Here is a 24,249-nt window from a genome sequence, read left to right on the forward strand (position 1 = left end):
AAGAGTGCAAGAGGTGCGAGATGAACAAGACCATGGCTATGGTAGGTGCGTGTGCCCTGCTGCTGGCGGGCGCCGCCAGTGCTGAAACCCTGCGTTTCGCCACCGAAGGTGCCTACCCGCCCTTCAACTATGTCGACGCCGATAACCAGCTGCACGGCTTCGACATCGACATCACCCACGCCCTGTGCGAACAGATGAAAGTCGAATGCACCCTGGTCGCCCAGGATTGGGAAGGCATCATCCCGGCCCTGATGGCGCGCAAGTACGACGCAGTGGTCGCGTCCATGATCGATACCGAAGAGCGCCGCAAGAAAATCGCCTTCACCGATCATTACTACCGTACCCCGCTGACTGTGGCTGTAGCCAAGGACAGCAAGATCACAGACGCCCAGAACAACTTCGTCGGCTACACCGTGGGCGCCCAATCCTCGTCTACCCAAGCCATCTATGCCGAAGACGTCTACGGCAAGGCCGGTGCCGACGTGAAGCTCTACCCGACCATGGATGAAGCCAACGCCGACCTGGCCGCAGGCCGCCTGGATGGCGTGATCGCCGACAAGTTCCCCCTGCACGAGTGGATGACCAAGAACGGCCAGGACTGCTGCAAGATCCTCGGCGACGTGGCCGACACCAAGGCCGACGCGGCCATTGCCGTGCGCAAGGATGACGAGGCGCTGCGCCAACGCCTGAATACCGCACTGCAACAGATCGTTGCCAACGGTACCTACCAGAAGATCGCCAGCAAGTATTTCGCCTTCGATATCTACAACTGATCTTCAGGAAACGACGCAATCCTGTAGGAGCAGCCTTGTGCTGAGAAAGGGCCACAAAGTGGCCCCCTGCAATCTGTGCCGCGGCATACACCCTGGGGCTGCTCCGCAGCCCTTTCGCGACACAAGGCCGCTCCTACCAAGAGAACGCGTTGCCCACCTTAGGGGTTTGTCATGCTCGATCAATTGTCCTTGCTGTCCTTCGCCAGCGGAGGCTGGGGCCAGGCGTTGCTGGCCGGCGCCTTGGTCACCGTTTCGCTGGCCCTCGCCTGCCTGCCCATCGGCCTGCCGTTGGGCCTGGCCGTAGCGTTTGCCGCACGTTCGCGCAAACGCCTGCCACGGGCCTGGGCCACGACCTTTTCTACCGTGTTCCGCGGCCTGCCCGAACTGCTGACGCTGCTGATCATCTATTACGGCTGCCAGATCGCCGCGCAAAAAGTGTTGGCCGCCCTCGGCTATCAAGGCGAATTCCTGATCAACACGTTCCTGGCCGCCATGATCGCCTTCAGCCTGGTGTTTGCCGCATTCTCCAGCGAAATCTGGCTGGCGGCCTTCAAGACCCTGCCCAAAGGGCAACTTGAAGCGTGCTCGGCACTGGGCCTGAGCAAGCGCACAGGCTTCTTCAAGGTGGTGCTGCCACAACTGACGCGCATCGCCCTGCCCGGCCTGTCCAACAACTGGTTGTCGCTGCTCAAGGACACCTCGCTGGTGTCGACCATCTCGCTGGTCGACCTGATGCGCCAGACCAACTTGGCCGTCAGCGTGACCAAAGAGCCGATGTTCTTCTATGGCGTTGCCTGCCTGGGTTACCTGCTGTTCTCGGCGGTCTCGGGACGGGTCTTTGCCTTCATCGAGCGGCGCAGCAGCCGTCACCTGCAAGGAGCCCGGGCATGAATATCGAACAATGGCTGGCAGTCGTCCTCGACCCGGACCTGCTGGAACGCTACGGCCCGCGCTTCGTCGATGGGCTGCTGGTGACAGCCAAGCTGGTGGCGATTTCATTCACCCTGGGCGCCGTACTCGGCCTGCTGCTGGCACTGGCACGCTTGTCGCGCAGCCAGGTGCTGCAGCGCATGTCGGCCGGTTATGTGTACTTCTTCCGCGGCTCGCCGCTGCTGGCGCAGTTGTTCCTCCTTTATTACGGCCTCGGCTCGTTGAAAGGTTTCTGGCAGGACGTCGGCCTCTGGTGGTTCTTCCGCGAAGCGTGGTTCTGCACGTTGCTGGCATTCACCCTGAACACCGCCGCCTACCAGGCCGAGATCTTCCGCGGCAGCCTGATGGCCGTCGCGCCTGGGCAGCATGAGGCGGCGCGGGCACTGAACCTGAGCCGCTCGACCACCTTCTTCAAGGTGATTCTGCCGCAGTCGCTGCTGGTGGCCATCGGCCCACTGGGCAATGAACTGATCCTGATGATCAAGGCCAGCGCGATTGCTTCGCTGGTGACCATCTACGACCTGATGGGCGTGACCAAACTGGCGTTCTCGCGCAGTTTCGACTTCCAGATCTACCTGTGGGCCGCCGTGCTCTACCTGGTGATCGTCGAGCTGGTACGGCGCCTCCTGAAACACCTGGAAGCCCGCCTGGGCCGCCACCTGAACTGACCGAAGGATACGTTCCATGCATTGCCAGACTCTCGTCCTCGGCGCCGGCATTGTCGGCGTCAGCACCGCGCTGCACCTGCAGGCGCGCGGGCGCCAGGTGATTCTGATCGACCGCGACGAACCCGGCAGCGGTACCAGCCATGGCAACGCCGGGCTGATCGAGCGCTCCAGCGTGATTCCGTATGCCTTCCCCCGGCAAGCGGGCGCGCTGCTGCGCTACGGCCTGAACCGCCAGCCCGACGTACGCTACAGCTTGCTGCACTTGCCCAAGGCCGCACCGTGGCTGTGGCGCTACTGGCGCCAGTCGGCACCGGGGCGCCTGGCGGGTGCCGCCGCCGACATGCTGCCGCTGGTACAGCGCTGCGTCGAAGAGCATGACGCGCTGATCGATGCCGCCGGCCTGGAAGGGCTAATTCAGGCCAAAGGCTGGATCGAGGTGTTCCGCGACCCGGCCCTGTTCAAGCAGGCCAAGGAGGACCTCAAAGGCTTGAGCCGTTACGGCCTGCAGTACGAGATTCTCGAATGCGGGCAGCTTCAGGCACGCGAACACCAACTGGACAGCACCGTGGTGGGTGGCATTCATTGGCTCGACCCGAAGACCGTGAACAACCCCGGCGCCCTCACCCGCGGCTATGCGGCGCTGTTCGTCCAACGTGGCGGGCAGTTCCTGCATGGCGATGCGCGCAGCCTGCGCCAGGTCGAAGGGCAATGGCAGGTCGACAGCCGTCGCGGCCCGGTCACCGCCGACGAAGTGGTGGCCTGCCTCGGTCCACAGTCGGCAGACCTCTATGAAGGCCTTGGCTACCAGATTCCGCTGGCAATCAAGCGCGGCTACCACATGCACTACGCCACCCGTGACGGTGCGCAACTCGAGCATTCGATCTGCGATACCCAAGGTGGCTATGTACTGGCGCCCATGGCCCGGGGCGTGCGCCTGACCACCGGTATCGAGTTTGCTGCCAGCGACGCGCCAGGCAACGAAATCCAGCTGCGCCGCTGTGAAGCCTTGGCCCGGCGGTTGTTCCCGGCACTCGGCGAACGCCTCGATGACGCGCCGTGGCTGGGCCGGCGCCCGTGCCTGCCAGACATGCGCCCAGTGATTGGCCCAGCGCCGCGGCACAAAGGCCTGTGGTTCAACTTCGGGCATGCACACCATGGCCTCACCCTGGGCCCGGTCAGTGGCCGGCTGCTGGCAGAACTGCTGACCGGCGAGCGCCCGTTTACCGACCCTGCGCCCTACAGCGCGACACGTTTCGACTGAACCCTGCGGAGAACAACAATATGACCGCCCCTTTGAGCCTTGCCAGCCTTGCTCCAGCACCCGACCCGCGCCCGGTACTGATCCGTATCGAGGGTTTGAACAAGCACTATGGCGCGTTTCATGTCTTGCGCGACATCGACCTGCAGGTCCGCGAAGGCGAACGCATCGTCCTGTGCGGCCCGTCCGGTTCGGGCAAGTCGACGCTGATCCGCTGCATCAATCGCCTGGAAGTGGCCGAAAAAGGCAGCGTCCAGGTGGATGGCACCGACCTGGCCGCCACCACGCGCCAGGCGGCGCAGATCCGCAGCGAGATCGGCATGGTGTTCCAGCACTTCAACCTGTTCCCGCACATGAGCGTGCTCGACAACTGCCTGCTGGCACCCACTAGCGTGCGTGGGCTGTCGCGCAAGGACGCCGAGGAACGCGCGCGCATGTACCTGGCCAAGGTCGGCATCGAAAGCCAGGCGCACAAATACCCCAGCCAGCTGTCCGGCGGCCAGCAACAACGCGTGGCCATCGCCCGCGCCTTGTGCATGAAACCCCGCATCATGCTGTTTGACGAGCCGACCTCGGCACTGGACCCAGAGATGGTCGCCGAGGTGCTGGATGTGCTGGTGAAACTGGCCGACACGGGCATGACGATGCTCTGCGTCACCCATGAAATGGGCTTTGCCCGGCAGGTGGCCGAGCGGGTGCTGTTCCTTGAAGGTGGGCAGATCATCGAGGACAGCCCGCCGCAGGTGTTCTTCAACCAACCGAAGACCGAGCGGGCCAAAGGGTTCCTGGCGCAGATACTGCACTGAATCCGTGTAGGAGCAGCCTTGCGCTGCGAAGAGGCCAGTGCAGACACGAAGATTTACGCTACTGCCACTGGCCTCTTCGCAGCGCAAGGCTGCTCCTACACGGTGGCGTGCCAATGCATACGCCGCCTTCATTGCACCGCTGCAATGAACCAACTGCGTCGTTAAATATAATTGACCTCACCTCCTGCCAAACCCTTGCCGCCACAGGCCTGCAACGGTTTAACCCCCCTGAAATCGGCGTATAGCCCCCTCTAAAGCCTCTACCAGTCGTTTGACATATCGAACGGCTCTGGCAAGCTAGTAACAAGTCCCGACCGGAATCGTCGCCTCTGACGAGCCGGCAGTGCTCGGGGCTTCAGGTCGCACTCAAGGCCCCGGCTGTGCGCCTGCACAACAACGACAGGTCGAACCTGTCCCAAGGTGACATATGTCCAACAGCAACATTGGCAACAAGCAACCTTCCCTGCGCAAACCCGTCGTTCTGATGACCATGGGCAGCCAAGAGCGCAAAGGCCATGACTATCAGGTCATGACCCACAAATACATTACTCCGCTGGTCGACTTCGCCGGTTGCGTCCCGGTCCTGGTGCCCACCTGCTGTGGCACTGAAGACCTCGAGACCTACTTGGACATGGCCGACGGCGTCTACCTGACCGGTGCCGGCAGCAACATCGACCCGGCGCTGTACGGCCAGGAAAACGAAACCCCCGGCAAAGGCCAGGATAAGGCACGCGACCTGTTCGACATCCCGCTGGTCAAGGCAGCCCTCAAGCGTGGCCTGCCGATCTTCGGCATCTGCCGTGGCATGCAGGAAATCAACGTGGCGCTGGGTGGCGACATCTACCAGAAGGTGTACGCCGAGCCAGGCTTCAACGACCACCGCGAAAACCCCGAAGACCCGGTCGACGTGCAGTACGCTCAAGTGCATGCCGTGAAGGTCAAGCCAGGCAGCTGGCTGCGCGACACCCTGGGTTGCGACGAGATCCGCGTAAACTCGCTGCATGGCCAAGGTCTGCGCAACCTGGGTAAAGGCATTGAGCCAATCGCCCTCGCCGAAGACGGCCTGGTCGAGGCTATTCATGCCCCGAGCATTTCGCCCTTCCTGTTCGCGGTGCAGTGGCACCCCGAGTGGCAAGCCGCGAAAAACCCTGATTCGATCAAGATCTTCCAAGCCTTCGGCGACGCTTGCCGCGCCCAGGTTCGCAAGTCCCAGGTCAAGCACCATCAGGCTGCCTGACACAAAGCTTCGTTAGCTTTGATCGCGGGGCGGCGCAAGGCCGCCCCCGCTTCCCCGGTCACCCTCTGCTGGTCCCAGAACTCTTCCCGTGGATGCGGGCGGCGGGCTTGCGCCTGTCTCCGCGATCGTTTTTTCCTTCCCCCTCAAGAGATACGATGACTGTTTGCCATGAACCTGGGGGCCAGGCTTCATGCATGATCGGTTTTCGCCTACTACGCCCCATTCGCGGACAAGCCCGCTCCCACAGGGTTTTCTGGGTGCTGAATGTTTGCGCTTTCCCTGTGGGAGCGGGTTTACCCGCGAAAGGGACGCCTGCAGAAACACGCCTTCCTCAGCCCATCAGGGAAAAAAAATGCATCGAGGGACTAGTCATCGTACAAGTTGTACGATAACTTACCTCCATCGCTTCTACACACCCTCACCCAAGCGCCACAGGATGCCTATAACAATGAATCCACAAGAACTGAAATCCATCCTCTCCCACGGCCTGCTGTCTTTCCCGGTCACCGACTTCAATGCCCAGGGCGACTTCAACCAGGCGGGTTACATCAAACGCCTGGAATGGCTGGCCCCTTATGGTGCCAGCGCCCTGTTCGCAGCCGGCGGTACCGGTGAGTTCTTCTCCCTGGCGGCCAGCGAATACAGCCAGGTGATCAAGACTGCCGTCGACACCTGCGCCACTTCGGTGCCGATCCTCGCCGGCGTCGGTGGCTCGACCCGCCAGGCCATCGAATACGCGCAAGAAGCCGAGCGCCTGGGTGCCAAGGGCCTGCTGCTGCTGCCGCACTACCTGACCGAAGCCAGCCAGGACGGCGTCGCCGCCCACGTCGAAGCCGTGTGCAAATCGGTGAAGATCGGTGTAGTGGTCTACAACCGTAACGTCTGCCGCTTGAACGCCGACCTGCTGGAAAAACTCGCCGAGCGTTGCCCGAACCTGATCGGCTACAAAGATGGCCTGGGTGATATCGAGCTGATGGTGTCGATCCGCCGCCGCCTGGGCGATCGTTTCAGCTACCTGGGTGGCCTGCCGACCGCCGAAGTGTATGCGGCTGCCTACAAGGCCTTGGGTGTACCGGTCTACTCGTCGGCCGTGTTCAACTTCGTGCCAAAGACCGCGATGGACTTCTACCACGCCATCGCCCGCGAAGACCACGCCACCGTTGGCAAGCTGATCGACGACTTCTTCCTGCCGTACCTGGACATCCGTAACCGCAAGGCCGGCTACGCAGTCAGCATCGTCAAGGCGGGCGCCAAGATCGCCGGTTACGACGCAGGCCCGGTGCGCACGCCGCTGACCGACCTGACTGCTGAAGAATACGGAATGCTCGCAGCCCTGATGGACAAGATGGGTCCGCAATAAGCGAACCCCCGCGGCCTGTCTCAGCCGCACCCGGAGTGGGAAGCCCCCACTCCGGTTACACCTCGTGAGCCCGCACAAAAATAACTAGTGGGAGTACTACCAGCATGCAAGCGACTAAGAAGACGCATGTGCGCTACCTGATCCTGTTCATGCTGTTTCTGGTGACCACGATCAACTATGCCGACCGCGCTACCATTGCAATCGCAGGCTCCAGCCTGCAGAAAGACCTCGGCATTGACGCCGTCACCCTCGGTTATATCTTCTCTGCCTTTGGATGGGCTTACGTGGCTGGCCAGATCCCTGGTGGCTGGCTGCTCGACCGTTTCGGCTCCAAGAACGTCTACGCCTTCAGCATCTTCACCTGGTCGCTGTTCACCCTGTTGCAAGGGTTTGTCGGTGGCCTGCCGGTGGCATGGGCAATCGTGACGCTGTTCACCCTGCGTTTTCTGGTCGGTTTTGCCGAAGCCCCGTCGTTCCCGGGCAACGCCCGCATCGTCGCGGCCTGGTTTCCCACCGCAGAACGCGGCACGGCCTCGGCCATCTTCAACTCGGCCCAGTACTTCGCCACCGCACTGTTTGCCCCGATCATGGGCTGGATTGTCTTCAGCTTCGGTTGGGAACACGTGTTCGTGGTCATGGGCGGCCTCGGCATCCTGTTCTCGTTCGTCTGGATGAAGACCATCTACAACCCCAAGCAACACCCGCGCATCAGCCAAAGCGAGCTCGAGCACATCGAGCAGAACGGCGGCCTGGTGGACATGGACCAGAAACGCGGCAACGACGGCCCGAAATGGGGCTACATCAAGCAGTTGCTCACCAGCCGCATGCTGCTGGGCGTGTACCTGGGCCAGTATTGCATCAACGCCATCACCTACTTCTTCCTGACGTGGTTCCCGGTGTACCTGGTGCAAGAGCGTGGGATGACCATCCTCAAGGCGGGCATCATTGCCTCGCTGCCGGCCATTTGCGGCTTCATCGGTGGCGTGCTGGGCGGGGTGCTGTCGGACTGGCTGCTGCGCCGCGGCAATTCGCTGACCTTCTCGCGCAAGCTGCCGATCGTCTGCGGCCTGTTGCTGTCGACCACCATGGTCTTCTGCAACTACGTCGACGCTGAATGGATGGTGGTCGGTTTCATGACCTTGGCCTTCTTCGGCAAAGGCATTGGTGCACTGGGCTGGGCTGTGGTCGCCGACACCTCGCCCAAGCAGATCGCCGGCCTTTCGGGCGGCCTGTTCAACACCTTCGGCAACATCGCCTCGATCACCACGCCCATCGTCATCGGCTACATCATCAGCGCCACCGGTTCGTTCAAGTGGGCCCTGGTGTATGTAGGCGCCAACGCCCTGGTCGCGGTGTTCAGCTACCTGGTGATCGTCGGCCCGATCAAGCGCATCGAGCTGCATGAAACCCCAAAGGCTGAAGCCGACGTCACCGCCAATGGTGACCTGGCAAGCGCCCGACACTGAGTGAACACGCCCGCGCCCGGCACCTGCCGGCCGCGGGCGGATGTATAAAGCCTGAGCAATCACAAGAAGGGCCCGAACATGCAGTTGATCGAACATTCCGACTCGCCCCGCTACGTCCGCCTGCACGATGACGACAATGTCGTGGTAGTGGTCAACGACGGTGGCCTGGGCGAAGGCGCCCGCTTTCCCGACGGCCTGACCTTGGTCGAAGGCGTGCCGCAGAGCCACAAGGTCGCCACCGTACTGATCGCCAAAGGCGAGCCGGTGCGCCGCTATGGGCAGATCATCGGTTACGCCCTTGAAGACTTGCCCCAAGGCAGCTGGGTTCAGGAAAGCCAGCTGGCCATGCCAGAAGCCCCAGCGCTGGACAGCCTACCGCGCTGCGACGCCGTCCCCGACGCCTTGCCGCCGCTCGAGGGGTTTACCTTCGAGGGCTACCGCAATGCCGACGGCACCGTCGGCACCCGCAACATCCTCGGCATCACCACCACCGTGCAATGCGTGACCGGCGTGCTGGAGCATGCGGTCAAGCGCATTCGTCAAGAGTTGCTGCCGCTGTACCCCAACGTCGATGACGTGGTCGCCATCACCCACAGCTACGGCTGCGGCGTGGCGATCAACGCCCGCGATGCCTACATCCCGATCCGCACCGTGCGCAATCTGGCGCGTAACCCTAACCTTGGCGGCGAAGCGCTGGTCATCAGCCTGGGCTGTGAAAAGCTGCAGGCCGGCCAGGTCATGCACGACAACGACCCCTCGGTAGACCTCAGCGACCCGTGGCTGTATCGCCTGCAGGACGCCAGCCTGGGCTTCGGCGAAATGATCGAACAGATCATGGCGCTGGCTGAAACCCGCCTGAAGAAGCTCGACCAGCGCCGTCGCGAAACGGTGCCCGCCAGCGAGCTGATCCTGGGCATGCAGTGCGGCGGCAGCGATGCCTTCTCCGGCATCACTGCCAACCCCGCGCTGGGTTATGCCTCGGACCTGCTGGTACGCGCCGGCGCGACCGTGCTGTTCTCGGAAGTGACCGAAGTGCGTGACGCCATCTACATGCTGACCTCCCGCGCCGAGAACCAGGACGTGGCTGAGGCGCTGGTGCGCGAGATGGACTGGTACGACCGCTACCTGCAGCAAGGTGCGGCCGACCGCAGCGCCAACACCACGCCGGGCAATAAGAAAGGCGGCCTGTCGAATATCGTCGAAAAGTCCTTGGGCTCGATCGTGAAGTCCGGCAGCGGCGCTATTCAGGGCGTGCTCGGCCCTGGCGAGCGAGTCGCCCGCAAAGGCCTGATCTTCTGCGCGACCCCGGCCAGCGACTTTGTCTGCGGCACCTTGCAGCTCGCAGCTGGCATGAACCTGCATGTCTTCACCACCGGCCGCGGCACGCCGTACGGCCTGGCCATGGCACCCGTGGTCAAGGTGTGCACCCGCACCGAGCTGGCCGAGCGCTGGCCTGACCTGATCGACATCGACGCCGGGCGCATCGCCACAGGCCGCTCGAGCATCGAGGAACTGGGTTGGGAGCTGTTCCACTACTACCTGGACGTGGCCAGCGGCCGCAAGCAGACCTGGGCCGAACAACACCGGCTGCACAACGACATCACCCTGTTCAACCCGGCGCCGATTACCTGATGTAGCAGTTTGGCATGGCCCCTGTGGGAGCGGGCCATGCCGTCCTTCAGCCTTTTATTTCATCAAAGGAGCACCCCATGCCTGAGATCCTCGGCCACAACTTCATCGCCGGCCAGCGCAGCGCCGCTGGCGCGCAACGCCTGCAGAGCCTGGACGCCACCACTGGCGAGGCCCTGCCCTACAGCTTTGCCCAGGCCACCGAGGCTGAAGTGGACCAAGCCGCTCAAGCCGCCGCTGCCGCCTTCGCCGAATTCCGCCAACTGGCCCCGGCGCGCCGCGCCGAATTCCTCGATGCCATCGCCGCCGAACTGGATGAGCTGGACGACGCCTTCGTCGCCATCGTCTGCCGCGAAACCGCCCTGCCTGCAGGGCGTATCCAGGGCGAGCGCGGGCGTACCAGTGGCCAGATGCGCCTGTTCGCGCAAGTCCTGCGCCGCGGTGATTACCTGGGGGCACGCATCGACCTGGCCCTGCCGGATCGCCAACCGCTGCCTCGTGTCGACCTGCGCCAGATGCGCATTGGCGTAGGCCCGGTTGCCGTGTTCGGTGCCAGCAACTTCCCGCTGGCCTTCTCGACTGCCGGTGGCGACACCGCCGCCGCCCTCGCCGCAGGCTGCCCGGTAGTGTTCAAGGCGCACAGCGGCCACATGGCCACAGCCGACCTGGTCGGTTGTGCCATCCAGCGCGCCGCTGAGCGCACCGGCATGCCCAAGGGCGTGTTCAACATGGTCTTCGGCGGCGGGGTCGGCGAATGGCTGGTCAAGCACCCGGCGATCCAGGCCGTCGGCTTTACTGGCTCGCTCAAGGGTGGCGATGCGCTGTGCCGCATGGCCGCCGAACGCCCACAGCCGATCCCGGTGTTTGCCGAGATGTCGAGCATCAACCCGGTGATCATCCTGCCCGGCGCCCTGGCCAAACGCGGCGAAGCCATCGCCCGCGAACTGGCAGGCTCGGTGTGCCTGGGTGCCGGCCAGTTCTGCACCAACCCTGGCCTGGTGATCGGCCTGCAATCGCCGCAATTCAGCCAGTTGCTGGCCGACCTCGGCCAGCACCTCGACCAACAGGCTGGCCAGACCCTGCTCAACGCCGGCGGCCTGCGCAGCTACGTTGGCGGCCTGGAGCACCTGCACGCCCACGCTGGCATCGAGCACCTGGCCGGCCAGGCACAGGAAGGCAACCAGGCCCGCGCCCAGCTGTTCAAGGCTGACGCCCGCCTGCTGGTCGACGCCGACCCGTTGCTGCAAGAAGAAGTGTTTGGCCCGACCACTGTGGCCGTCGAAGCCCAGGACAACGAACAACTGCGCGCCGCACTGCTCGGCCTGCGCGGCCAACTGACCGCGACCCTGATCGGCGAGCCGGAGGATTTCGAAGCGTTCGCCTGGCTGGTGCCGCTGCTGGAAGAAAAGGTCGGCCGGATTCTGGTCAATGGCTACCCGACGGGTGTCGAAGTGTGCGACGCCATGGTGCATGGTGGGCCGTACCCGGCAACCTCGGATGCACGCGGCACGTCGGTCGGCACCTTGGCCATCGACCGCTTCCTGCGCCCAGTGTGCTACCAGAACTACCCGCAGGCGCTGCTGCCTGAGGCGCTGCGCGATGGCAACCCGCTGGGGCTGCGTCGCCTGGTGAATGGGCAGTGGAGCGAAGAGGCGATCTGATCGTCTTAGAATGGAAAAAGCCCCGCACATGTCGTAATGCTGTTCACTTAAGTTATCCATCGCCTGTATTGGGGCCGCTTTGCGGCCCATCGCGGCACAAGGCCGCTCCCACAATGTTCGCGCATGCCCTGTAAATAGGGGCACAACGCGGTCGGTGTGGGAGCGGCCTTGTGCCGCGATGGGCCGCAGAGCGGCCCCGGCATTCTTAACTGAACAGCATTACGCACATGTCGGGGCTTTTTCTTTTGTCTGTACCGGCCCCTTCTCGGGTGAACCCGCTCGCACAGGGGTGGCACAGATTTCAGGCCTGCAGTGATCCTGTGGGAGCGGGTTTACCCGCGAAGAGGCCAGCCTGGGCGACAGAGGGCTCAGACCCCCTGCGCCTCCGCCTCTTCATGCGCCTGACGCAACCGCTCGCGGCTGTTGCTCAAGTGCATGCGCATGGCCATCTTCGCCCCTTCGCTGTCTTGCCGGGCAATCGCTTCGTAGATCGCCTCGTGCTCATGCATCAACCGGCTCATGTAGTGCGCCTGGTCATCGTGGGCCAGGCGTGCCGAATTGAGCCGGGTACGTGGAATGATGCTGGTACCCAGGTGGTTGATGATGTCGGCAAAGTAGTGGTTGCCGCTGGCCTGGGCGATGCGCAAGTGGAACTGGAAGTCCGCGGACACGGCATCTGTCGCATGGGCCGCGCCTTCGTTGAGCTCGTCCAGGGCTGCGCGCATGCCAACCAGCTGTTCATCGCTGCGCCGCTGCGCCGCCAACCCTGCCGACTCGATCTCCAGGGCAATACGCAACTCCAGCACTGCCAGCACCTCGCGCAGGGTCACCACGGTCGCCGGGTCGATGCGGAAACCGCCCGTGGCCGGTGCGTCCAGCACAAAGGTGCCGATGCCATGGCGGGTCTCCACCTGGCCTGCGGCCTGCAGCCGCGAGATGGCCTCGCGCACCACGGTGCGGCTGACGCCCTCTTCCGCCATGATCTGCGATTCGGTCGGCAGCTTGTCGCCGCGCTTGAGCTGGCCGCTGCGAATTCGCTCGGTCAGCACCGTGACCAGTTCCTGGGCCAGACTGCGCGGCTTGCGCCGGGTCCTTGCCTGTACCTGCTGCTCTGTCATGCCCTGTATTTCACCTTGAAAGACAGCGCCTATGATAGCGCAAGCAGTTGTACGATCACATACACCCAATGCGGTATTTCACACAGCGTCTGCGACACGCGTGATGCGAAAAATCAGCGCCACACGCTGGCCCAAAGCCAGCGAAAGGCTGTACCGTGCGGCTTCGCGCTCACTTATCCATGGAAGGAAACGACAGCATGAAACCGCTCGACCGCATTCTGCTCGCCACTGGCCTGCTGATCCCCCTGTGGCTGCTGGCCGGCGTGTGGCTGACCGCCCAGGCGTACCCCGGCTATGACCACCTGCAACAGGCCATGAGCCAACTCGGCGCCGTGGGTGCAGCTACCCAGCACTGGTCACCGCGGGTCAACAACTTCCCACTGGCCGTGTTGTTCGCACTGTTTGCCTGGGGCCTGGCCCGTCGCTGGCAGGGATCGACCCTGGCGCGGGTCAGCGCGGCCCTGGTGCTGCTGCATGGCCTGGGCAGCCTGGGCACCGGCTGGTTCCCCTGCGACCAAGGGTGTGCACCGGCACAGCCTTCGCTGTCGCAGCAGTTGCACAACCTCTCGGGCTTGCTGATGTTCCTTTCGTTGACCCTGGCCAGTGCGCTGTGGGCCTGGCTCGGCAACCGGATGGCCGGCTCACGGGCGTTGAGTCTGTTCTCCCTGGCGACCGTGGTGCTGGCGATCGTGACCGTCGCGCTGATGGGCCAGGCTGTTGAAAGTGGCCATCTGTTCGGCTTGTACCAGCGCTTGAACTACGGCGTATCGGTCATCTGGGTGGCAGGCCTTGCCTGGGCCAGCCTGCGTGCCCCCGCCTCAGGGCGGTTGCGAATGGCCACTGCCTGACGGCAAATTGCTGGCCCCCAGGCGTTTGAAGGAAAGGCAAACTCCCTTCTCCTTCAGATGCTTAGGACAGCAACATGCGAGTACTTCTAGCAACGATGGCCGGCTGCCTGCTGGCCACGGCCGCCTTAGGCGTGCAGGCCAGGACGCTGAGCCAGAACGATCGCCAGACCTGTGGCTGGGGCGCACAGATCGCCGCAGAAGCCCAGCAGGCCAAGCTATCAGGGGTAACCCTGTATGCCACGCGCAAGAAGTTACAGGCACGCAAGTTCGCCAAGCCGTGGATGCGCATGACCGCGTTCGGCATTACCGAGCAGACTTACAACAGCCGTTCGCGATTGAAACCTGCGGCGATCAAGCAGACCTATTACGAGCAATGCGTGCAGCATGCCGTCGCAAGGCGATAAATCCATATTTCTCAATAGGTTAGCCTGATTATTTTCAGCAAAATCTTAACAACAGGCAAAACAGCTAAAATAGTTTTTATCGTTTATTTTCAATTAGTTAAGTAATAAAATTAAGGCGAAATCTAAAGATGATCGCCCTGGTGCCGCCAGGGCGCTCCCGCACTGAACTGCTCAGTCACCCACGCCTTGAAAACCCCGAGTGCAGCGGTGTTCAGCCGTGCCGTAGGCCGCACCAGGTAGATCCCTGCCGCCACATCGAGCTGCCACTGCGGTAGCACCCGCACCAAGCGCCCACTGGTCAAGTCCTCACCCATCAACCAGTCGCCGCCAGCCAATATGCCCACCCCCCGGCGGGCAGCTTCGAGCAAGGCTTCATTGTCATTACTGCGCAACGAACCACTGACCTTGACACTGACTTGCTGCGCTTGCCGGGTGAGGCGCCATTCGGGAAACGAACGCAAGCCGCTGAAGCCGAGGCAGTTATGCCCGGCTAGCTGCTCAGGCTGCTGCGGCGTGCCATGGCGGGCCAAGTAACCCGGCGAGGCGCAGAGGATGCGGCGGTGATCGCACAGTTGTTGCGCCACCAGGCGGTTATCGGCCAACTCGCCGATACGGATGGCAGCGTCAAAGCCCTCGCCGATCAGGTCAACGAAGCGATCAGCGTACTCGGCCTCCACTGTGACCTGCGGATAGGCCAGCACAAAATCCGCCAACATCCCGCTCAACCAGCGCCGCCCCATGGCCGCCGGCAAGGCGAGGCGCAAACGCCCCCGCACCGTTACCGCCCCTTGCGTGGCTTCCTGTTCAGCTTCGGCGATCAGCCGGCTGGCCTCACGCACCCGCGCCACCAACCGCTCACCTTCGTCGGTGAAGCGCAGTTGCCGCGTGCTGCGCTCAACCAGGCGGATGCCAAGGCGTGCTTCGAGTGCGCTCAGGCGCTTGGACAGCACCGTGGGGTGGCGCGCCAGTTGCTGTCCAGCAGCCGCGAACGACCCCTGCTCGTGCAAGGCCAGCAAGGTGGCAAGTTCATCGGCGCGGCGGCTGTCGAAGGCATCCATGGCAAGGCTCGGCAGAAGGTAGGAAAGTCAGGCGGTGAGAATCAGCGCCCCTTCCGACAGCCCTTGCTCCAGGTCCGCGTGGGCCCTGGCCGCTTCGGCCAGCGGGTAGCGACGCCAGACCCGAGGCTGGATGATACCTGCGTCGACCGCCCCCAGCACATCGGCGGCGCGCTGCTGGTATTCCTCGACGGTACGCGTATGGGCTGCCAGTGACGGGCGCGTCAGGTAGAGGGAGCCCTTGGCATTGAGCGTGGCCACTTCAATGGCCGCCGGCGCGCCGGAGGTGCCGCCAAACGACACCAGCAACCCGCGCGGGCGCAGGCTGTCCAGCGAGGCCTCCAGCGACACCTTGCCGACACTGTCATACACGACGTCCACGCCCTCGCCCTGCGTCAACTCACGCACCTCCTTGGCCAACGTGGCCGCCTCGAACACCATCACGTGATGGCAGCCCGCCGCCCGCGCCCGTTCGACGCTCTGTGGTCGTGACACTACGCCAATCACGGTCGCCCCCAGGTGCCTGGCCCAAGACGCCATGAGCTGCCCCAATGCCCCGCCCGCGCCATACAGCAGCACCTGGGTACGCGGCCCCACGCGGTAGGTGCTCTTCAGCAGGTACTGCGCGGTGATGCCCTTGAACAATACGGCTGCGGCGGCTTCGGCATCCAGTGAGTCCGGCAGCTTTACCAGGCGCTCGGCAGGGAACAGCCGCCCGCTGGCATAAGCGCCTACCGGGCCCATCGCATACGCCACCCGGTCCCCCACGCGCACATTGCCCACCCCTTCACCCACCGCGCTCACCCGCCCGGCGCCCTCAAGCCCCAGGCCAGACGGCAATGCCAGGGGCACCCCGCCCTTGCGCTGCAGTACGTCCAGTGGGTTGACGCCCATGGCGGTCTGCTCCAGCCACACCTCGCCTGGCCCTGGCACTTGCGGTTGGACGTGCTGCACCTGCATGACATCAGCAGTGCCGGTGGCGTTGAGTGTTATACGGCTGGCCATGATCGATTCCTGTGAGGATGACGGTTTCGATACAGGCTAATTAGGCATGGCAAGTTGAACAATACGGCGCAGTGCAGATGATTTCTGCAACCCGTGCAGCAATAGCCGACCGCCATGCGCACCGCCGCCCACCCAAACCAGGACATCTGTTAGGCTGATCAAAGCCCGCCAAACCAGCCTCGACTATTCGCCCCATGGATGAACTGCGCAAGATCGACCTCAACCTGCTGCTGGCCTTGCATGCACTGCTGACAGAGAAGCACGTGACCCGCGCCGCCCTGCGCCTGCACCGCAGCCAGCCGGCGGTGAGCCACGCGCTGGCACAACTGCGCAGGCACTTCGACGACCCTTTGCTGATACGCCAGAACGGCCGCATGGCCCTGACCGCACGTGCGCAGGCACTGGCCAAGCCGCTGCAAGATGCCTTGGGCAACCTCAACGCGCTGCTGGCCGCTCCACTGTTCGACCCTGCCAAGGCGCAGCGTCGGTTCCGTTTGTCATTGTCCGACTATGCTTCGCGCATCATCCTTCCGCCCCTGGTCCGCCACGTGCGCCAGGTAGCACCCGGTGTGGACCTGGCAATCAGCCAGGCCAGCCGTGAAACCATGCTGGCCCAGCTGCTCGACGGGGAGCTCGACCTGGCCTTGGGCCTATTCCCCGAGCTGCCGCAGAGCATCACCGCCCAGCCCCTGTTCGAGGAACACTTCATCAGTGTTGCCGACCGCCAGGTGCTGCCTGCCAGTGGGGGCCTAGCGTTGGCCGACTGGCTGGCTCGCCCCCATGTGTTGATGGCCATGCACCCCGATGCCCATGATGAAATAGAACGGGCATTGGCCGCCCACGGCCTGCAGCGGCGGATAGCCCTGGCACTGCCGCACTGGAGCGCAGCGGTCGAGGTGCTTGCGGGCACCGATCTGATTCTCACAGTGGCCAGCCGCGCGGTAGGTTCATTGCGCCAGCATCAGGCGTTGCGCCGGTTTGAGCCGCCACTGGCCATTCCTTCGTTTGCCTATCAGCAGGCCTGGCACAGCCGCAAAGACAGCGACGCCGGGCATCGCTGGCTGCGCGAGGCCGTGTGGGCCTGCAGCCAGCCAGGCACTTGATCAGCGCTGTGACTGCTCGAGCACCACAGGCTTGGCCGCAGCGCTGCTCCCCCAGTTCCCCTGGACCAGAAACACCCCACACAGGATCAGTACCACGCCGGCCACCCGAGCCAGGCTGACCGGTTTGCCCCCCAGCCCCATTACCCCGAAATGGTCAGCGATGACCGCCGTCAAGATCTGTCCTGCCACCACCAGCACCAGAAAGCCTGCAGCGCCCAGTTTCGGTGTCAGTGCTGCCGCGCCGGCCACGTAGAGCGCGCCCAGCACGCCGCCAATCCACAGCCACCACGGCCCTTGGAGGGCCTTGCCCAGGTCTGGCGTTGGCACCCGCAGTATCAGCAGCGCCGCAATTACCACCACTGAACTGACCGTCAGCGAGGTGAACGCCCCCCATAACCAGTGGCCCAACGCCCGGCCAACAGCGGCGTTGCCAGCTGCCTGAAACGGCAGCACGGCACCCGCCAGCAACGCCATCGCCACGGGGATACCCAACAGAACCATCGACTTGCTCAACATGACTTCCCTCACCTTGTAGTGTGATGGAGGCCATGATCGATGGATCTGCACCGCTTATGGAAATCAAACACATGCACCCCGACTATTCGCCGCGTGAATAGCCGGGAACCTCACACGCCGAACCTAGTGTGAGGTCTCCACGCGCAGCACTTCGGTGTAGATGGCATCGACCGTCTGGCCGACCTTGAGGTTCTTCATGCGCGCCTGCAGGTCAGGGTTCTCGACCTTTACCACCTGCAGCTTGCCTTCCGGCGGCAGCAGGCTCACCTCATGCTTCTTGAGGTCGATCTTCTTGATCTGCGACGTGACCTTGACCTGGCGGAACGCCTCACCGCCCGGGTTGGGGTTGTCCTTGGTGGCGCGAATGCTGCCGGACTCATCACTCACTTTAGGCGCGCCGCCCACGTCGGTATTGAGCACATAAGCCACAGCGCGGGTCACGTAGATGTCGACCGTGTCGCCGACCTTGAGGTTGGGCAGCGCCTTGGCCTTCTCGGTCAATTGAAAGGTCACAGGCTTGCCGTTGGCGCCCTCCACCGTGACCTGGCGGCTGGCCAGGTCGATAGCCTGCACCTTGGTGGTGACATGGCTTTCCAGCGCTTCGCTACCAATCGGCACATCAGCGGCCTGGGCCGTGAAGCTGCCAGCGAAGACCAGCGAGGCGAGTGCGACAGCGCGAGCGAGTGAGCTAATGGGTTTCATAGGCCTGCTTCCCTGTATTCGTTTCCGGGTTGGCGCGTGAAAGGTTCACGCGCCAACAAGCATAGTCATTACTGGCTGCGCGTCACCCGCCAGACCGTATTGGCCAGGTCGTCGGCAATGATCAAGGCACCGCGCGGGTCGACGGTGACCCCTACCGGCCGCCCACGCGTCTTGCCGTCCTCGCCCCGGAAGCCCGTGGCGAAGTCGATCGGTTCACCTGCCGGCTTGCCATTGCTGAACGGCACGAAGATCACCTTGTAGCCCACGGGGTTTGGCCGGTTCCAGCTACCGTGTTCACCCACGAACACCCCATCGGCGAAGCGCTCGCCCATGGCCGGTACCGAGAAGTCGACCCCCAATGCAGCCACATGCGAGCCAAGGCTGTAGTCCGGCTTGATTGCCGCCGCCACCTTGTCCGGGTTCTGTGGCCTGACTCGGTCATCGACGTTCTGGCCCCAATAACTGTAGGGCCACCCATAAAACCCGCCTTCACGCACCGACGTCAGGTAGTCCGGGACCAGATCAGGGCCGAGCTCATCACGCTCGTTGACCACCGCCCACACCTGCCCGCTCTGCGGCTGAACAGCCAAGGCCGTCGGGTTGCGCAAGCCGGTCGCATAGGGCCGGTGAGCACCGGTCTGGGCATCGACCTGCCAGACCATGGCCCGATCGATCTCCACTTCCAGGCCGCGCTCGGTGATGTTGCTGTTCGAGCCGATACCCACATAAAGGAAGCGCCCATCAGCGCTGACGGCCAGCGACTTGGTCCAGTGGTGGTTGATTTCAGCAGGCAGGTCGGTGACCTTGACCGGCGCACCGCTGGCCTTGGTCTGGCCCTGTTGGTAGTCGAAACGCACCAATGCATCCTGGTTGGCCACGTACAGCTTGCCGTTGGCAAACGCCAGGCCGTAAGGGGCGTTGAGGTTTTCAGCAAACACCGTCTGCACCTCGTAGGTGCCATCGCCGTCGGCGTCGCGCAGCAAGGTCAGGCGATTGCCGCCTTTGACCTGGGTATTGCCCTTGGCCTTGATCTGGCTGGCGATCACATCCTTGGGTTTGAGTTTTGCGGCGCTGCCGCCGCGGCCTTCGGCTACGAGAATATCGCCATTAGGCAGCACCAGGCTCTGGCGCGGGATGTTCAGGCCGGTGGCGATTGCCGTGACGCTGAAGCCCTCAGGCACAGTCGGCTTCTGCTCACCCCAGGCCACTGGCTCAGCGATCTTCATGCTCGGCAGCAAACCACGCTGTGGCTCAGGCAGCTTGGGGTCCGGGCCATGGGCTTGAGTGGGCGTGCCTTCCCCACCACAGGCACTTATCAGTAACGCCATGCTCAACAGGCTCAAGGTATGCAAAGGCTTCATGCCACACCTCCCGAACGCAGGTTGCTAAGGCCAGTCCACGCTGCGACAGCTGCGAGCCCGGTCACAATGACCGACAGCACCAACCCCGACGGCATCACTGCCCAGGCGTCCTTGGCATGCTCGAAGGCATTGACCAACCCCAACACCCAGGTCGCCAGCAACAGCACGAAATACAGGGTCGCACGCCCGCCCTTGCGCTCGGCGCGGATCAGGTTGACCAACGCGAACAGCAGCGCCAGCCCACAGAACACCAGGCCACCGGCGATCAGCCAGGCCGCGAAGTTGCTCCATTGGATCTGGTAGCTATTGAAGTAGGCGATATCGCTCAGCAGCGCGCCAAGAAACAGCGGAACACTGCCGGCCAGCAGCATGGCGTGCAGTGGGCCTGGCGTGCAGCGGTAAAGGGTTTGCTCAGATGCGGTCACGGCGCCTCCTTATCGTTCAGTGACCCGAGCCTGATGACAAAGACATCATCAGGCGTGCGCGGGGTGCGCTAAAGAAAGGAGCGTCTCTACGACGGGATAGTTCACCGTTTCGCTTGAATGGTATCCTGCAAGCACCCGCGCTGTACTTTTCCACCTTCAGCGCTTTGGCATCATTCGAGCAAGGAGAACAGCATGAGCGACTACCGGGAGCGCACGTGGGCGTTCTGGGCACTGAACACGCTGCTCATCCTCGGCCTGGGGCTGAGCGCGGGCTGCTCCAGCAAAAAAAACCAAGCCCGCTATGCGGCCTCCACCGTTGGCTCCAACTGCTTCGCCAAGGCCGTACCGACTACGGGCGAAGGTGGCCTGGCCTGGGGCAATACCCTGAGCATTGCCCGGCAGAAGTCGCTGAACAACTGTGTGCGCTATGCAGGCAGGTCTGGGGGGACGCCGAAGACCTGCCAGGTGGTGATGGCCAAGTGCAAGAACTAGGCAGCAGTCGCTGACGCTCAACGCCGCGTGATCACCACCTCCAGATACTCGCTGGGGACCACCAGCGAGGCCCCGCCCCCCACGTTGTTTTCATTCAACAGCGCAGTCAGGTCGCTCTCCAGCGCATTGGCGGCTTCAGGCGCCAATGCCGCAAACGCCTTGTGCACCGGCCCATACCAAGTGCGGAACACATCGATGAAGTGCGCTGCAGAGCGATAGCGGAAGTTGAAGTGTTGACGGGCGACCTGCATCTGGCCCAGCGCCCTGTCGAACAGTACCCGCAACTGCTCCTCGTCACCCCAGCGCGAAGGTGGCAATGCCCCGGCTGGCGGCGGAACGTGGCGCCCGAGCGTCTTGAACATCTGGCCAACGAAACCCTGCGGCGTCCAGTTCGCCAGGCCAATCCGGCCGCCGGACCGACAGACGCGGCTCAATTCCCGCGCGGCCTGGGCCTGATCGGGGGTGAACATCACACCGAAGGTCGACAGAACGGCATCGAATGCACCCTCGGCGAACGGCAGCGCTTCGGCATCGGCCACTTGAAACATCACGTTCAGGTGCTCGGCCTGAGCGCGTGCCTCACCGCGCTTGAGCAACTCGGCCACGTAGTCGGTGGAGGTGACGCGGCAACCGCGCCGCGCGGCGGCCAGGGTGGCATTGCCGTTGCCGGCCGCCACGTCCAGCACCTGCTCGTCCCAGCGCAAATCACAGGCTTCGGCCAGGCGTTCACCCACCAGCTGCAGGGTGGTGCCGATCACGGCGTAGTCACCGCTGGCCCATGCAGCTTGCTGGCGGGATTTCAAGGCATTGGTATCCAAAGGGGTGCTCATGGTCTGCGCCTTCGTGTTGTGCGCGGCCGAGGTCCTTCTGGCAGTCATCGCGCCATGGATAGGTTGAGGGGTCGAGCCCGTGGGGGCAGCAAAAAATTATGCGCCTGATGGGTGAAGCGGCAAGCGGTAGTGGGTAAGAGGCAAGACGGATTTGAGATAGCGGAAAGTATTAACCGCTATATGGGGATGGTTGCGAGGTGTACGGTTTGGGGGGGTTGGCGCTTGCGGGATCGAGCGCCGCTTGCGCGACGCTTCGCAGCACAAGGCTGCTCCTACAATTGTTTCGGGCCAATTAATCCTGCGGCAGGGGCGCGCGACCTTCTTGGCGCCGAATCGGGCCTGTGTAGGAGCAGCCTTGTGCTGCGAAGCGCCGCGCTTGCGGCGCTCGGTCTATCAGGCAAACTTAGCCCGAGCCGCATGCAGCTTGTTGTAGCTCTCGATCAAACGCAAATGACGATCCAGCCCTTCCAGCTTCATGCTGGTCGGCGTCAGGCCGTGGAAGCGCACGCTGCCGTCCACCGAGCCCAGCACCGCGTCCATCCGCGGGTTGCCGAACATGCGGCGGAAGTTGGTTTCGTAGTCTTCCATCTCCAGTTCATCATCCAACACCACCTCCAGCACCACGTTCAACGCCTGGTAGAACAGGCCACGCTCGACGGTGTTGTCGTTGAACTGAAGGAACGCCTCAACCAGCTCCTTGGCATCTTCGAAGCGCTGCACGGCCAGGCAGATCAGTAGCTTCAGCTCAAGAATGGTCAACTGGCCCCACACCGTATTGTCGTCGAACTCAACGCCGATCAACGTGGTGATGGTGGTGTAATCGTCCACATCGCAGTTGTCCAGGCGCTTGAGCAGCAACTTCAGCGAACGGTTGTCCAGGCTGTGCAGGTTGAGGATGTCGGCGCGGAACGACAAGGCCCGGTTGGTGTTGTCCCAGATCAGGTCCTCGACCGGGTAGATCTCCGAGTAACCCGGCACCAGGATGCGGCACGCGGTGGCACCGAGGTTGTCGTACACCGCCATGTACACTTCTTTGCCCAGGTCGTCGAGGATGCCGAACAGGGTCGCAGCTTCCTGCACGTTGGAATCTTCGCCATGGCCAGAGAAGTCCCACTCGACAAATTCGAAATCGGCCTTGGCGCTGAAGAAGCGCCACGACACCACGCCGCTGGAGTCGATGAAGTGCTCGACGAAGTTGTTCGGCTCGGTCAGCGCGTGGCTTTCGAAGGTGGGCTGCGGCAGGTCGTTCAGGCCTTCGAAGCTGCGGCCCTGCAACAACTCGGTGAGGCTGCGCTCCAACGCCACTTCCAGGCTCGGGTGCGCGCCGAATGAGGCGAACACGCCACCGGTGCGCGGGTTCATCAAGGTCACGCACATGACCGGGAACTCACCGCCCAGCGATGCGTCCTTGACCAGCACCGGGAAGCCCTGCTCTTCCAGCCCCTGAATACCCGCAACGATGCCGGGGTACTTGGCCAGCACTTCCTGTGGTACATCCGGCAGGCACAGCTCGCCTTCGAGGATCTCGCGCTTCACCGCACGCTCGAAGATTTCCGACAGGCACTGCACTTGCGCCTCAGCGAGGGTGTTGCCCGCGCTCATGCCGTTGCTGAGGAACAGGTTCTCGATCAGGTTGGACGGGAAGTACACCACCTCCTGGTCCGACTGGCGCACGAATGGCAGCGAGCAGATGCCCCGCGCGGTGTTGCCCGAGTTGGTGTCGTACAGGTGCGAGCCGCGCAGTTCACCGTCGGGGTTGTAGATTTCCAGGCAGTTCGCGTCGAGGATCTCGCTGGGCAGCGCGTCCTTGGGGCCCGGCTTGAACCACTGCTCGTTCGGGTAATGCACGAACGGCGCGTTAGCGATGTCCTCGCCCCAGAACTGGTCGTTGTAGAAGAAGTTGCAGTTCAGGCGCTCGATGAACTCACCCAGCGCCGAGGCCAGCGCGGCCTCCTTGGTCGAACCCTTGCCATTGGTGAAGCACATCGGCGACTGTGCATCGCGCACATGCAGCGACCACACGTTGGGCACGATATTGCGCCACGAGGCGATCTCGATCTTCATCCCAAGGCCCGCGAGAATCGCCGACATGTTGGCGATGGTCTGCTCCAGCGGCAGGTCCTTGCCCGGGATGTAGGTACTGGTGTCCGACACCGGCATCAGTAACCCCTGGGCATCGGCGTCGAGGTTGTCCACCACCTCGATGACGAATTCAGGCCCGGTCTGCACGACCTTCTTTACCGTGCAACGGTCGATGGAACGCAGGATGCCCTGGCGGTCCTTCTCGGAGATGTCTTCAGGCAGCTCGACCTGGATCTTGAAGATCTGGTTGTAGCGGTTTTCCGGATCGACGATGTTGTTCTGCGACAGCCGAATGTTTTCGGTGGGGATGTCGCGGGTCTGGCAGTACAGCTTCACGAAGTAAGCCGCGCACAGGGCCGAAGACGCCAGGAAATAGTCGAACGGCCCCGGGGCCGAACCGTCGCCTTTGTAACGGATCGGTTGGTCGGCGATCACCGTGAAGTCGTCGAACTTGGCTTCGAGACGGAGATTGTCGAGAAAATTGACCTTGATTTCCATGCGGGATTACCGTGAGTTAAGC

Annotated in this window: 23 protein-coding genes; 14 read left to right on the forward strand and 9 right to left on the reverse strand. The window is 63.2% G+C overall.

Annotated features, from left to right (window positions below):
• Positions 1 to 20: 20 nt before the first annotated feature.
• From HU750_RS13300 to HU750_RS13345, 10 genes are all read left to right on the forward strand, one after another.
• Entirely contained in the window at positions 21 to 773 is a 753-nt protein-coding gene (locus tag HU750_RS13300) for a transporter substrate-binding domain-containing protein (RefSeq protein ID WP_099429094.1), read from the forward strand.
• 171 nt (positions 774 to 944) lie between these two features.
• Positions 945 to 1,664 (forward strand): ABC transporter permease, encoded by a 720-nt coding sequence (locus HU750_RS13305; protein ID WP_027593601.1) that lies wholly within the window; start codon positions 945 to 947, stop codon positions 1,662 to 1,664.
• The gene (locus HU750_RS13310; protein WP_085274374.1) at positions 1,661 to 2,371 is read left to right on the forward strand and encodes an ABC transporter permease; all 711 of its coding nucleotides are present in this window, start codon (positions 1,661 to 1,663) and stop codon (positions 2,369 to 2,371) included. The genes HU750_RS13305 and HU750_RS13310 overlap by 4 nt, the downstream gene beginning before the upstream one ends.
• A 16-nt stretch (positions 2,372 to 2,387) precedes the next feature.
• Positions 2,388 to 3,632 carry an NAD(P)/FAD-dependent oxidoreductase gene (locus HU750_RS13315; protein ID WP_186680274.1) on the forward strand — a complete coding sequence of 415 codons (1,245 nt, stop codon included), beginning with the start codon at positions 2,388 to 2,390 and terminating at the stop codon, positions 3,630 to 3,632.
• 20 nt (positions 3,633 to 3,652) lie between these two features.
• Positions 3,653 to 4,435: an amino acid ABC transporter ATP-binding protein gene (locus HU750_RS13320; protein WP_027593604.1), complete on the forward strand. Its 783-nt coding sequence runs from the start codon at positions 3,653 to 3,655 to the stop codon at positions 4,433 to 4,435.
• 427 nt (positions 4,436 to 4,862) lie between these two features.
• Positions 4,863 to 5,672 (forward strand): gamma-glutamyl-gamma-aminobutyrate hydrolase family protein, encoded by an 810-nt coding sequence (locus tag HU750_RS13325; RefSeq protein ID WP_099429091.1) that lies wholly within the window; start codon positions 4,863 to 4,865, stop codon positions 5,670 to 5,672.
• 448 nt (positions 5,673 to 6,120) lie between these two features.
• The gene (gene kdgD, locus HU750_RS13330) at positions 6,121 to 7,032 is read left to right on the forward strand and encodes a 5-dehydro-4-deoxyglucarate dehydratase (RefSeq protein ID WP_186680277.1); all 912 of its coding nucleotides are present in this window, start codon (positions 6,121 to 6,123) and stop codon (positions 7,030 to 7,032) included.
• 104 nt (positions 7,033 to 7,136) lie between these two features.
• Positions 7,137 to 8,498 carry an MFS transporter gene (locus HU750_RS13335; RefSeq protein ID WP_099454424.1) on the forward strand — a complete coding sequence of 454 codons (1,362 nt, stop codon included), beginning with the start codon at positions 7,137 to 7,139 and terminating at the stop codon, positions 8,496 to 8,498.
• 78 nt (positions 8,499 to 8,576) lie between these two features.
• Positions 8,577 to 10,130, forward strand: a complete 1,554-nt coding sequence (gene garD, locus HU750_RS13340) for a galactarate dehydratase (RefSeq protein ID WP_186680280.1) — start codon at positions 8,577 to 8,579, stop codon at positions 10,128 to 10,130.
• 77 nt (positions 10,131 to 10,207) lie between these two features.
• Positions 10,208 to 11,788, forward strand: a complete 1,581-nt coding sequence (locus tag HU750_RS13345) for an aldehyde dehydrogenase (NADP(+)) (RefSeq protein WP_085274371.1) — start codon at positions 10,208 to 10,210, stop codon at positions 11,786 to 11,788.
• Positions 11,789 to 12,156: 368 nt separating this feature from the next.
• Here the strand turns inward: HU750_RS13345 and HU750_RS13350 are convergent, their stop codons facing one another.
• Positions 12,157 to 12,906, reverse strand: coding sequence for a FadR/GntR family transcriptional regulator (locus tag HU750_RS13350; RefSeq protein WP_027593610.1), 750 nt, complete (start codon positions 12,904 to 12,906; stop codon positions 12,157 to 12,159).
• 197 nt (positions 12,907 to 13,103) lie between these two features.
• Here HU750_RS13350 and HU750_RS13355 point away from each other — a divergent pair, with 197 nt between their 5' ends.
• Together HU750_RS13355 and HU750_RS13360 are read left to right on the forward strand one after the other, a co-directional pair.
• The gene (locus HU750_RS13355; RefSeq protein WP_186680282.1) at positions 13,104 to 13,754 is read left to right on the forward strand and encodes a DUF998 domain-containing protein; all 651 of its coding nucleotides are present in this window, start codon (positions 13,104 to 13,106) and stop codon (positions 13,752 to 13,754) included.
• A gap of 74 nt (positions 13,755 to 13,828) precedes the next feature.
• Complete coding sequence (locus HU750_RS13360) at positions 13,829 to 14,158, forward strand: hypothetical protein (protein ID WP_186680285.1); 330 nt, start codon at positions 13,829 to 13,831, stop codon at positions 14,156 to 14,158.
• Positions 14,159 to 14,280: 122 nt separating this feature from the next.
• Here the strand turns inward: HU750_RS13360 and HU750_RS13365 are convergent, their stop codons facing one another.
• On the reverse strand, positions 14,281 to 15,216 hold the full coding sequence (locus HU750_RS13365; RefSeq protein WP_186680287.1) for a LysR family transcriptional regulator: 936 nt from the start codon (positions 15,214 to 15,216) through the stop codon (positions 14,281 to 14,283).
• Between the two features lie 27 nt (positions 15,217 to 15,243).
• Positions 15,244 to 16,218: a quinone oxidoreductase family protein gene (locus HU750_RS13370; protein ID WP_186680289.1), complete on the reverse strand. Its 975-nt coding sequence runs from the start codon at positions 16,216 to 16,218 to the stop codon at positions 15,244 to 15,246.
• Positions 16,219 to 16,412: 194 nt separating this feature from the next.
• Here HU750_RS13370 and HU750_RS13375 point away from each other — a divergent pair, with 194 nt between their 5' ends.
• On the forward strand, positions 16,413 to 17,321 hold the full coding sequence (locus HU750_RS13375) for a LysR family transcriptional regulator (RefSeq protein WP_186680291.1): 909 nt from the start codon (positions 16,413 to 16,415) through the stop codon (positions 17,319 to 17,321).
• On the opposite strand, the gene HU750_RS13380 is transcribed toward HU750_RS13375, so the two are convergent.
• The 4 genes from HU750_RS13380 to HU750_RS13395 all read right to left on the reverse strand — a co-directional run bounded on the left by HU750_RS13380 (position 17,322) and on the right by HU750_RS13395 (position 20,271).
• A complete protein-coding gene (locus tag HU750_RS13380; protein ID WP_085274367.1) occupies positions 17,322 to 17,837 on the reverse strand; it encodes a DMT family transporter in 516 nt (171 codons plus the stop codon).
• A 123-nt stretch (positions 17,838 to 17,960) separates the two neighbouring features.
• Positions 17,961 to 18,539: a hypothetical protein gene (locus HU750_RS13385; RefSeq protein ID WP_186680293.1), complete on the reverse strand. Its 579-nt coding sequence runs from the start codon at positions 18,537 to 18,539 to the stop codon at positions 17,961 to 17,963.
• A gap of 68 nt (positions 18,540 to 18,607) precedes the next feature.
• Entirely contained in the window at positions 18,608 to 19,900 is a 1,293-nt protein-coding gene (locus HU750_RS13390; protein WP_186680296.1) for a PQQ-dependent sugar dehydrogenase, read from the reverse strand.
• Positions 19,897 to 20,271, reverse strand: coding sequence for a DUF2231 domain-containing protein (locus HU750_RS13395; protein ID WP_186680347.1), 375 nt, complete (start codon positions 20,269 to 20,271; stop codon positions 19,897 to 19,899). Before HU750_RS13395 ends, HU750_RS13390 begins: the two co-directional genes overlap by 4 nt.
• Before the next feature lie 246 nt (positions 20,272 to 20,517).
• Between HU750_RS13395 and HU750_RS13400 the strand changes: the two genes are divergently transcribed.
• A complete protein-coding gene (locus HU750_RS13400; RefSeq protein ID WP_085274366.1) occupies positions 20,518 to 20,817 on the forward strand; it encodes a hypothetical protein in 300 nt (99 codons plus the stop codon).
• A 17-nt stretch (positions 20,818 to 20,834) separates the two neighbouring features.
• Here HU750_RS13400 and HU750_RS13405 read toward each other — a convergent pair whose 3' ends face one another.
• Both HU750_RS13405 and HU750_RS13410 read right to left on the reverse strand, forming a co-directional pair.
• Positions 20,835 to 21,647, reverse strand: a complete 813-nt coding sequence (locus HU750_RS13405; protein WP_186680299.1) for a class I SAM-dependent methyltransferase — start codon at positions 21,645 to 21,647, stop codon at positions 20,835 to 20,837.
• 393 nt (positions 21,648 to 22,040) lie between these two features.
• Positions 22,041 to 24,227, reverse strand: a complete 2,187-nt coding sequence (locus HU750_RS13410; RefSeq protein ID WP_186680302.1) for an OsmC domain/YcaO domain-containing protein — start codon at positions 24,225 to 24,227, stop codon at positions 22,041 to 22,043.
• Between the last annotated feature and the right edge of the window lie 22 nt (positions 24,228 to 24,249).

This window comes from Pseudomonas sp. SWRI50 (assembly GCF_014269095.1).
Taxonomy (GTDB): Bacteria; Pseudomonadota; Gammaproteobacteria; order Pseudomonadales; family Pseudomonadaceae; genus Aquipseudomonas; species Aquipseudomonas kermanshahensis.

What these genes read in the sequence shown, in the direction of transcription:
- HU750_RS13375 (WP_186680291.1), top strand. Translation starts at nt 16,413, where the DNA reads ATGGATGAACTGCGCAAGATCGACCTCAACCTGCTGCTGGCCTTGCAT.
- HU750_RS13385 (WP_186680293.1), bottom strand. Translation starts at nt 18,539, where the DNA reads ATGAAACCCATTAGCTCACTCGCTCGCGCTGTCGCACTCGCCTCGCTG.
- HU750_RS13395 (WP_186680347.1), bottom strand. Translation starts at nt 20,271, where the DNA reads ATGCTGCTGGCCGGCAGTGTTCCGCTGTTTCTTGGCGCGCTGCTGAGC.
- HU750_RS13345 (WP_085274371.1), top strand. Translation starts at nt 10,208, where the DNA reads ATGCCTGAGATCCTCGGCCACAACTTCATCGCCGGCCAGCGCAGCGCC.
- kdgD (WP_186680277.1), top strand. Translation starts at nt 6,121, where the DNA reads ATGAATCCACAAGAACTGAAATCCATCCTCTCCCACGGCCTGCTGTCT.
- HU750_RS13350 (WP_027593610.1), bottom strand. Translation starts at nt 12,906, where the DNA reads ATGACAGAGCAGCAGGTACAGGCAAGGACCCGGCGCAAGCCGCGCAGT.
- HU750_RS13370 (WP_186680289.1), bottom strand. Translation starts at nt 16,218, where the DNA reads ATGGCCAGCCGTATAACACTCAACGCCACCGGCACTGCTGATGTCATG.
- HU750_RS13320 (WP_027593604.1), top strand. Translation starts at nt 3,653, where the DNA reads ATGACCGCCCCTTTGAGCCTTGCCAGCCTTGCTCCAGCACCCGACCCG.
- HU750_RS13365 (WP_186680287.1), bottom strand. Translation starts at nt 15,216, where the DNA reads ATGGATGCCTTCGACAGCCGCCGCGCCGATGAACTTGCCACCTTGCTG.
- HU750_RS13380 (WP_085274367.1), bottom strand. Translation starts at nt 17,837, where the DNA reads ATGTTGAGCAAGTCGATGGTTCTGTTGGGTATCCCCGTGGCGATGGCG.
- HU750_RS13400 (WP_085274366.1), top strand. Translation starts at nt 20,518, where the DNA reads ATGAGCGACTACCGGGAGCGCACGTGGGCGTTCTGGGCACTGAACACG.
- HU750_RS13335 (WP_099454424.1), top strand. Translation starts at nt 7,137, where the DNA reads ATGCAAGCGACTAAGAAGACGCATGTGCGCTACCTGATCCTGTTCATG.
- garD (WP_186680280.1), top strand. Translation starts at nt 8,577, where the DNA reads ATGCAGTTGATCGAACATTCCGACTCGCCCCGCTACGTCCGCCTGCAC.
- HU750_RS13325 (WP_099429091.1), top strand. Translation starts at nt 4,863, where the DNA reads ATGTCCAACAGCAACATTGGCAACAAGCAACCTTCCCTGCGCAAACCC.
- HU750_RS13300 (WP_099429094.1), top strand. Translation starts at nt 21, where the DNA reads ATGAACAAGACCATGGCTATGGTAGGTGCGTGTGCCCTGCTGCTGGCG.
- HU750_RS13405 (WP_186680299.1), bottom strand. Translation starts at nt 21,647, where the DNA reads ATGAGCACCCCTTTGGATACCAATGCCTTGAAATCCCGCCAGCAAGCT.
- HU750_RS13355 (WP_186680282.1), top strand. Translation starts at nt 13,104, where the DNA reads ATGAAACCGCTCGACCGCATTCTGCTCGCCACTGGCCTGCTGATCCCC.
- HU750_RS13410 (WP_186680302.1), bottom strand. Translation starts at nt 24,227, where the DNA reads ATGGAAATCAAGGTCAATTTTCTCGACAATCTCCGTCTCGAAGCCAAG.
- HU750_RS13360 (WP_186680285.1), top strand. Translation starts at nt 13,829, where the DNA reads ATGCGAGTACTTCTAGCAACGATGGCCGGCTGCCTGCTGGCCACGGCC.
- HU750_RS13310 (WP_085274374.1), top strand. Translation starts at nt 1,661, where the DNA reads ATGAATATCGAACAATGGCTGGCAGTCGTCCTCGACCCGGACCTGCTG.
- HU750_RS13390 (WP_186680296.1), bottom strand. Translation starts at nt 19,900, where the DNA reads ATGAAGCCTTTGCATACCTTGAGCCTGTTGAGCATGGCGTTACTGATA.
- HU750_RS13305 (WP_027593601.1), top strand. Translation starts at nt 945, where the DNA reads ATGCTCGATCAATTGTCCTTGCTGTCCTTCGCCAGCGGAGGCTGGGGC.
- HU750_RS13315 (WP_186680274.1), top strand. Translation starts at nt 2,388, where the DNA reads ATGCATTGCCAGACTCTCGTCCTCGGCGCCGGCATTGTCGGCGTCAGC.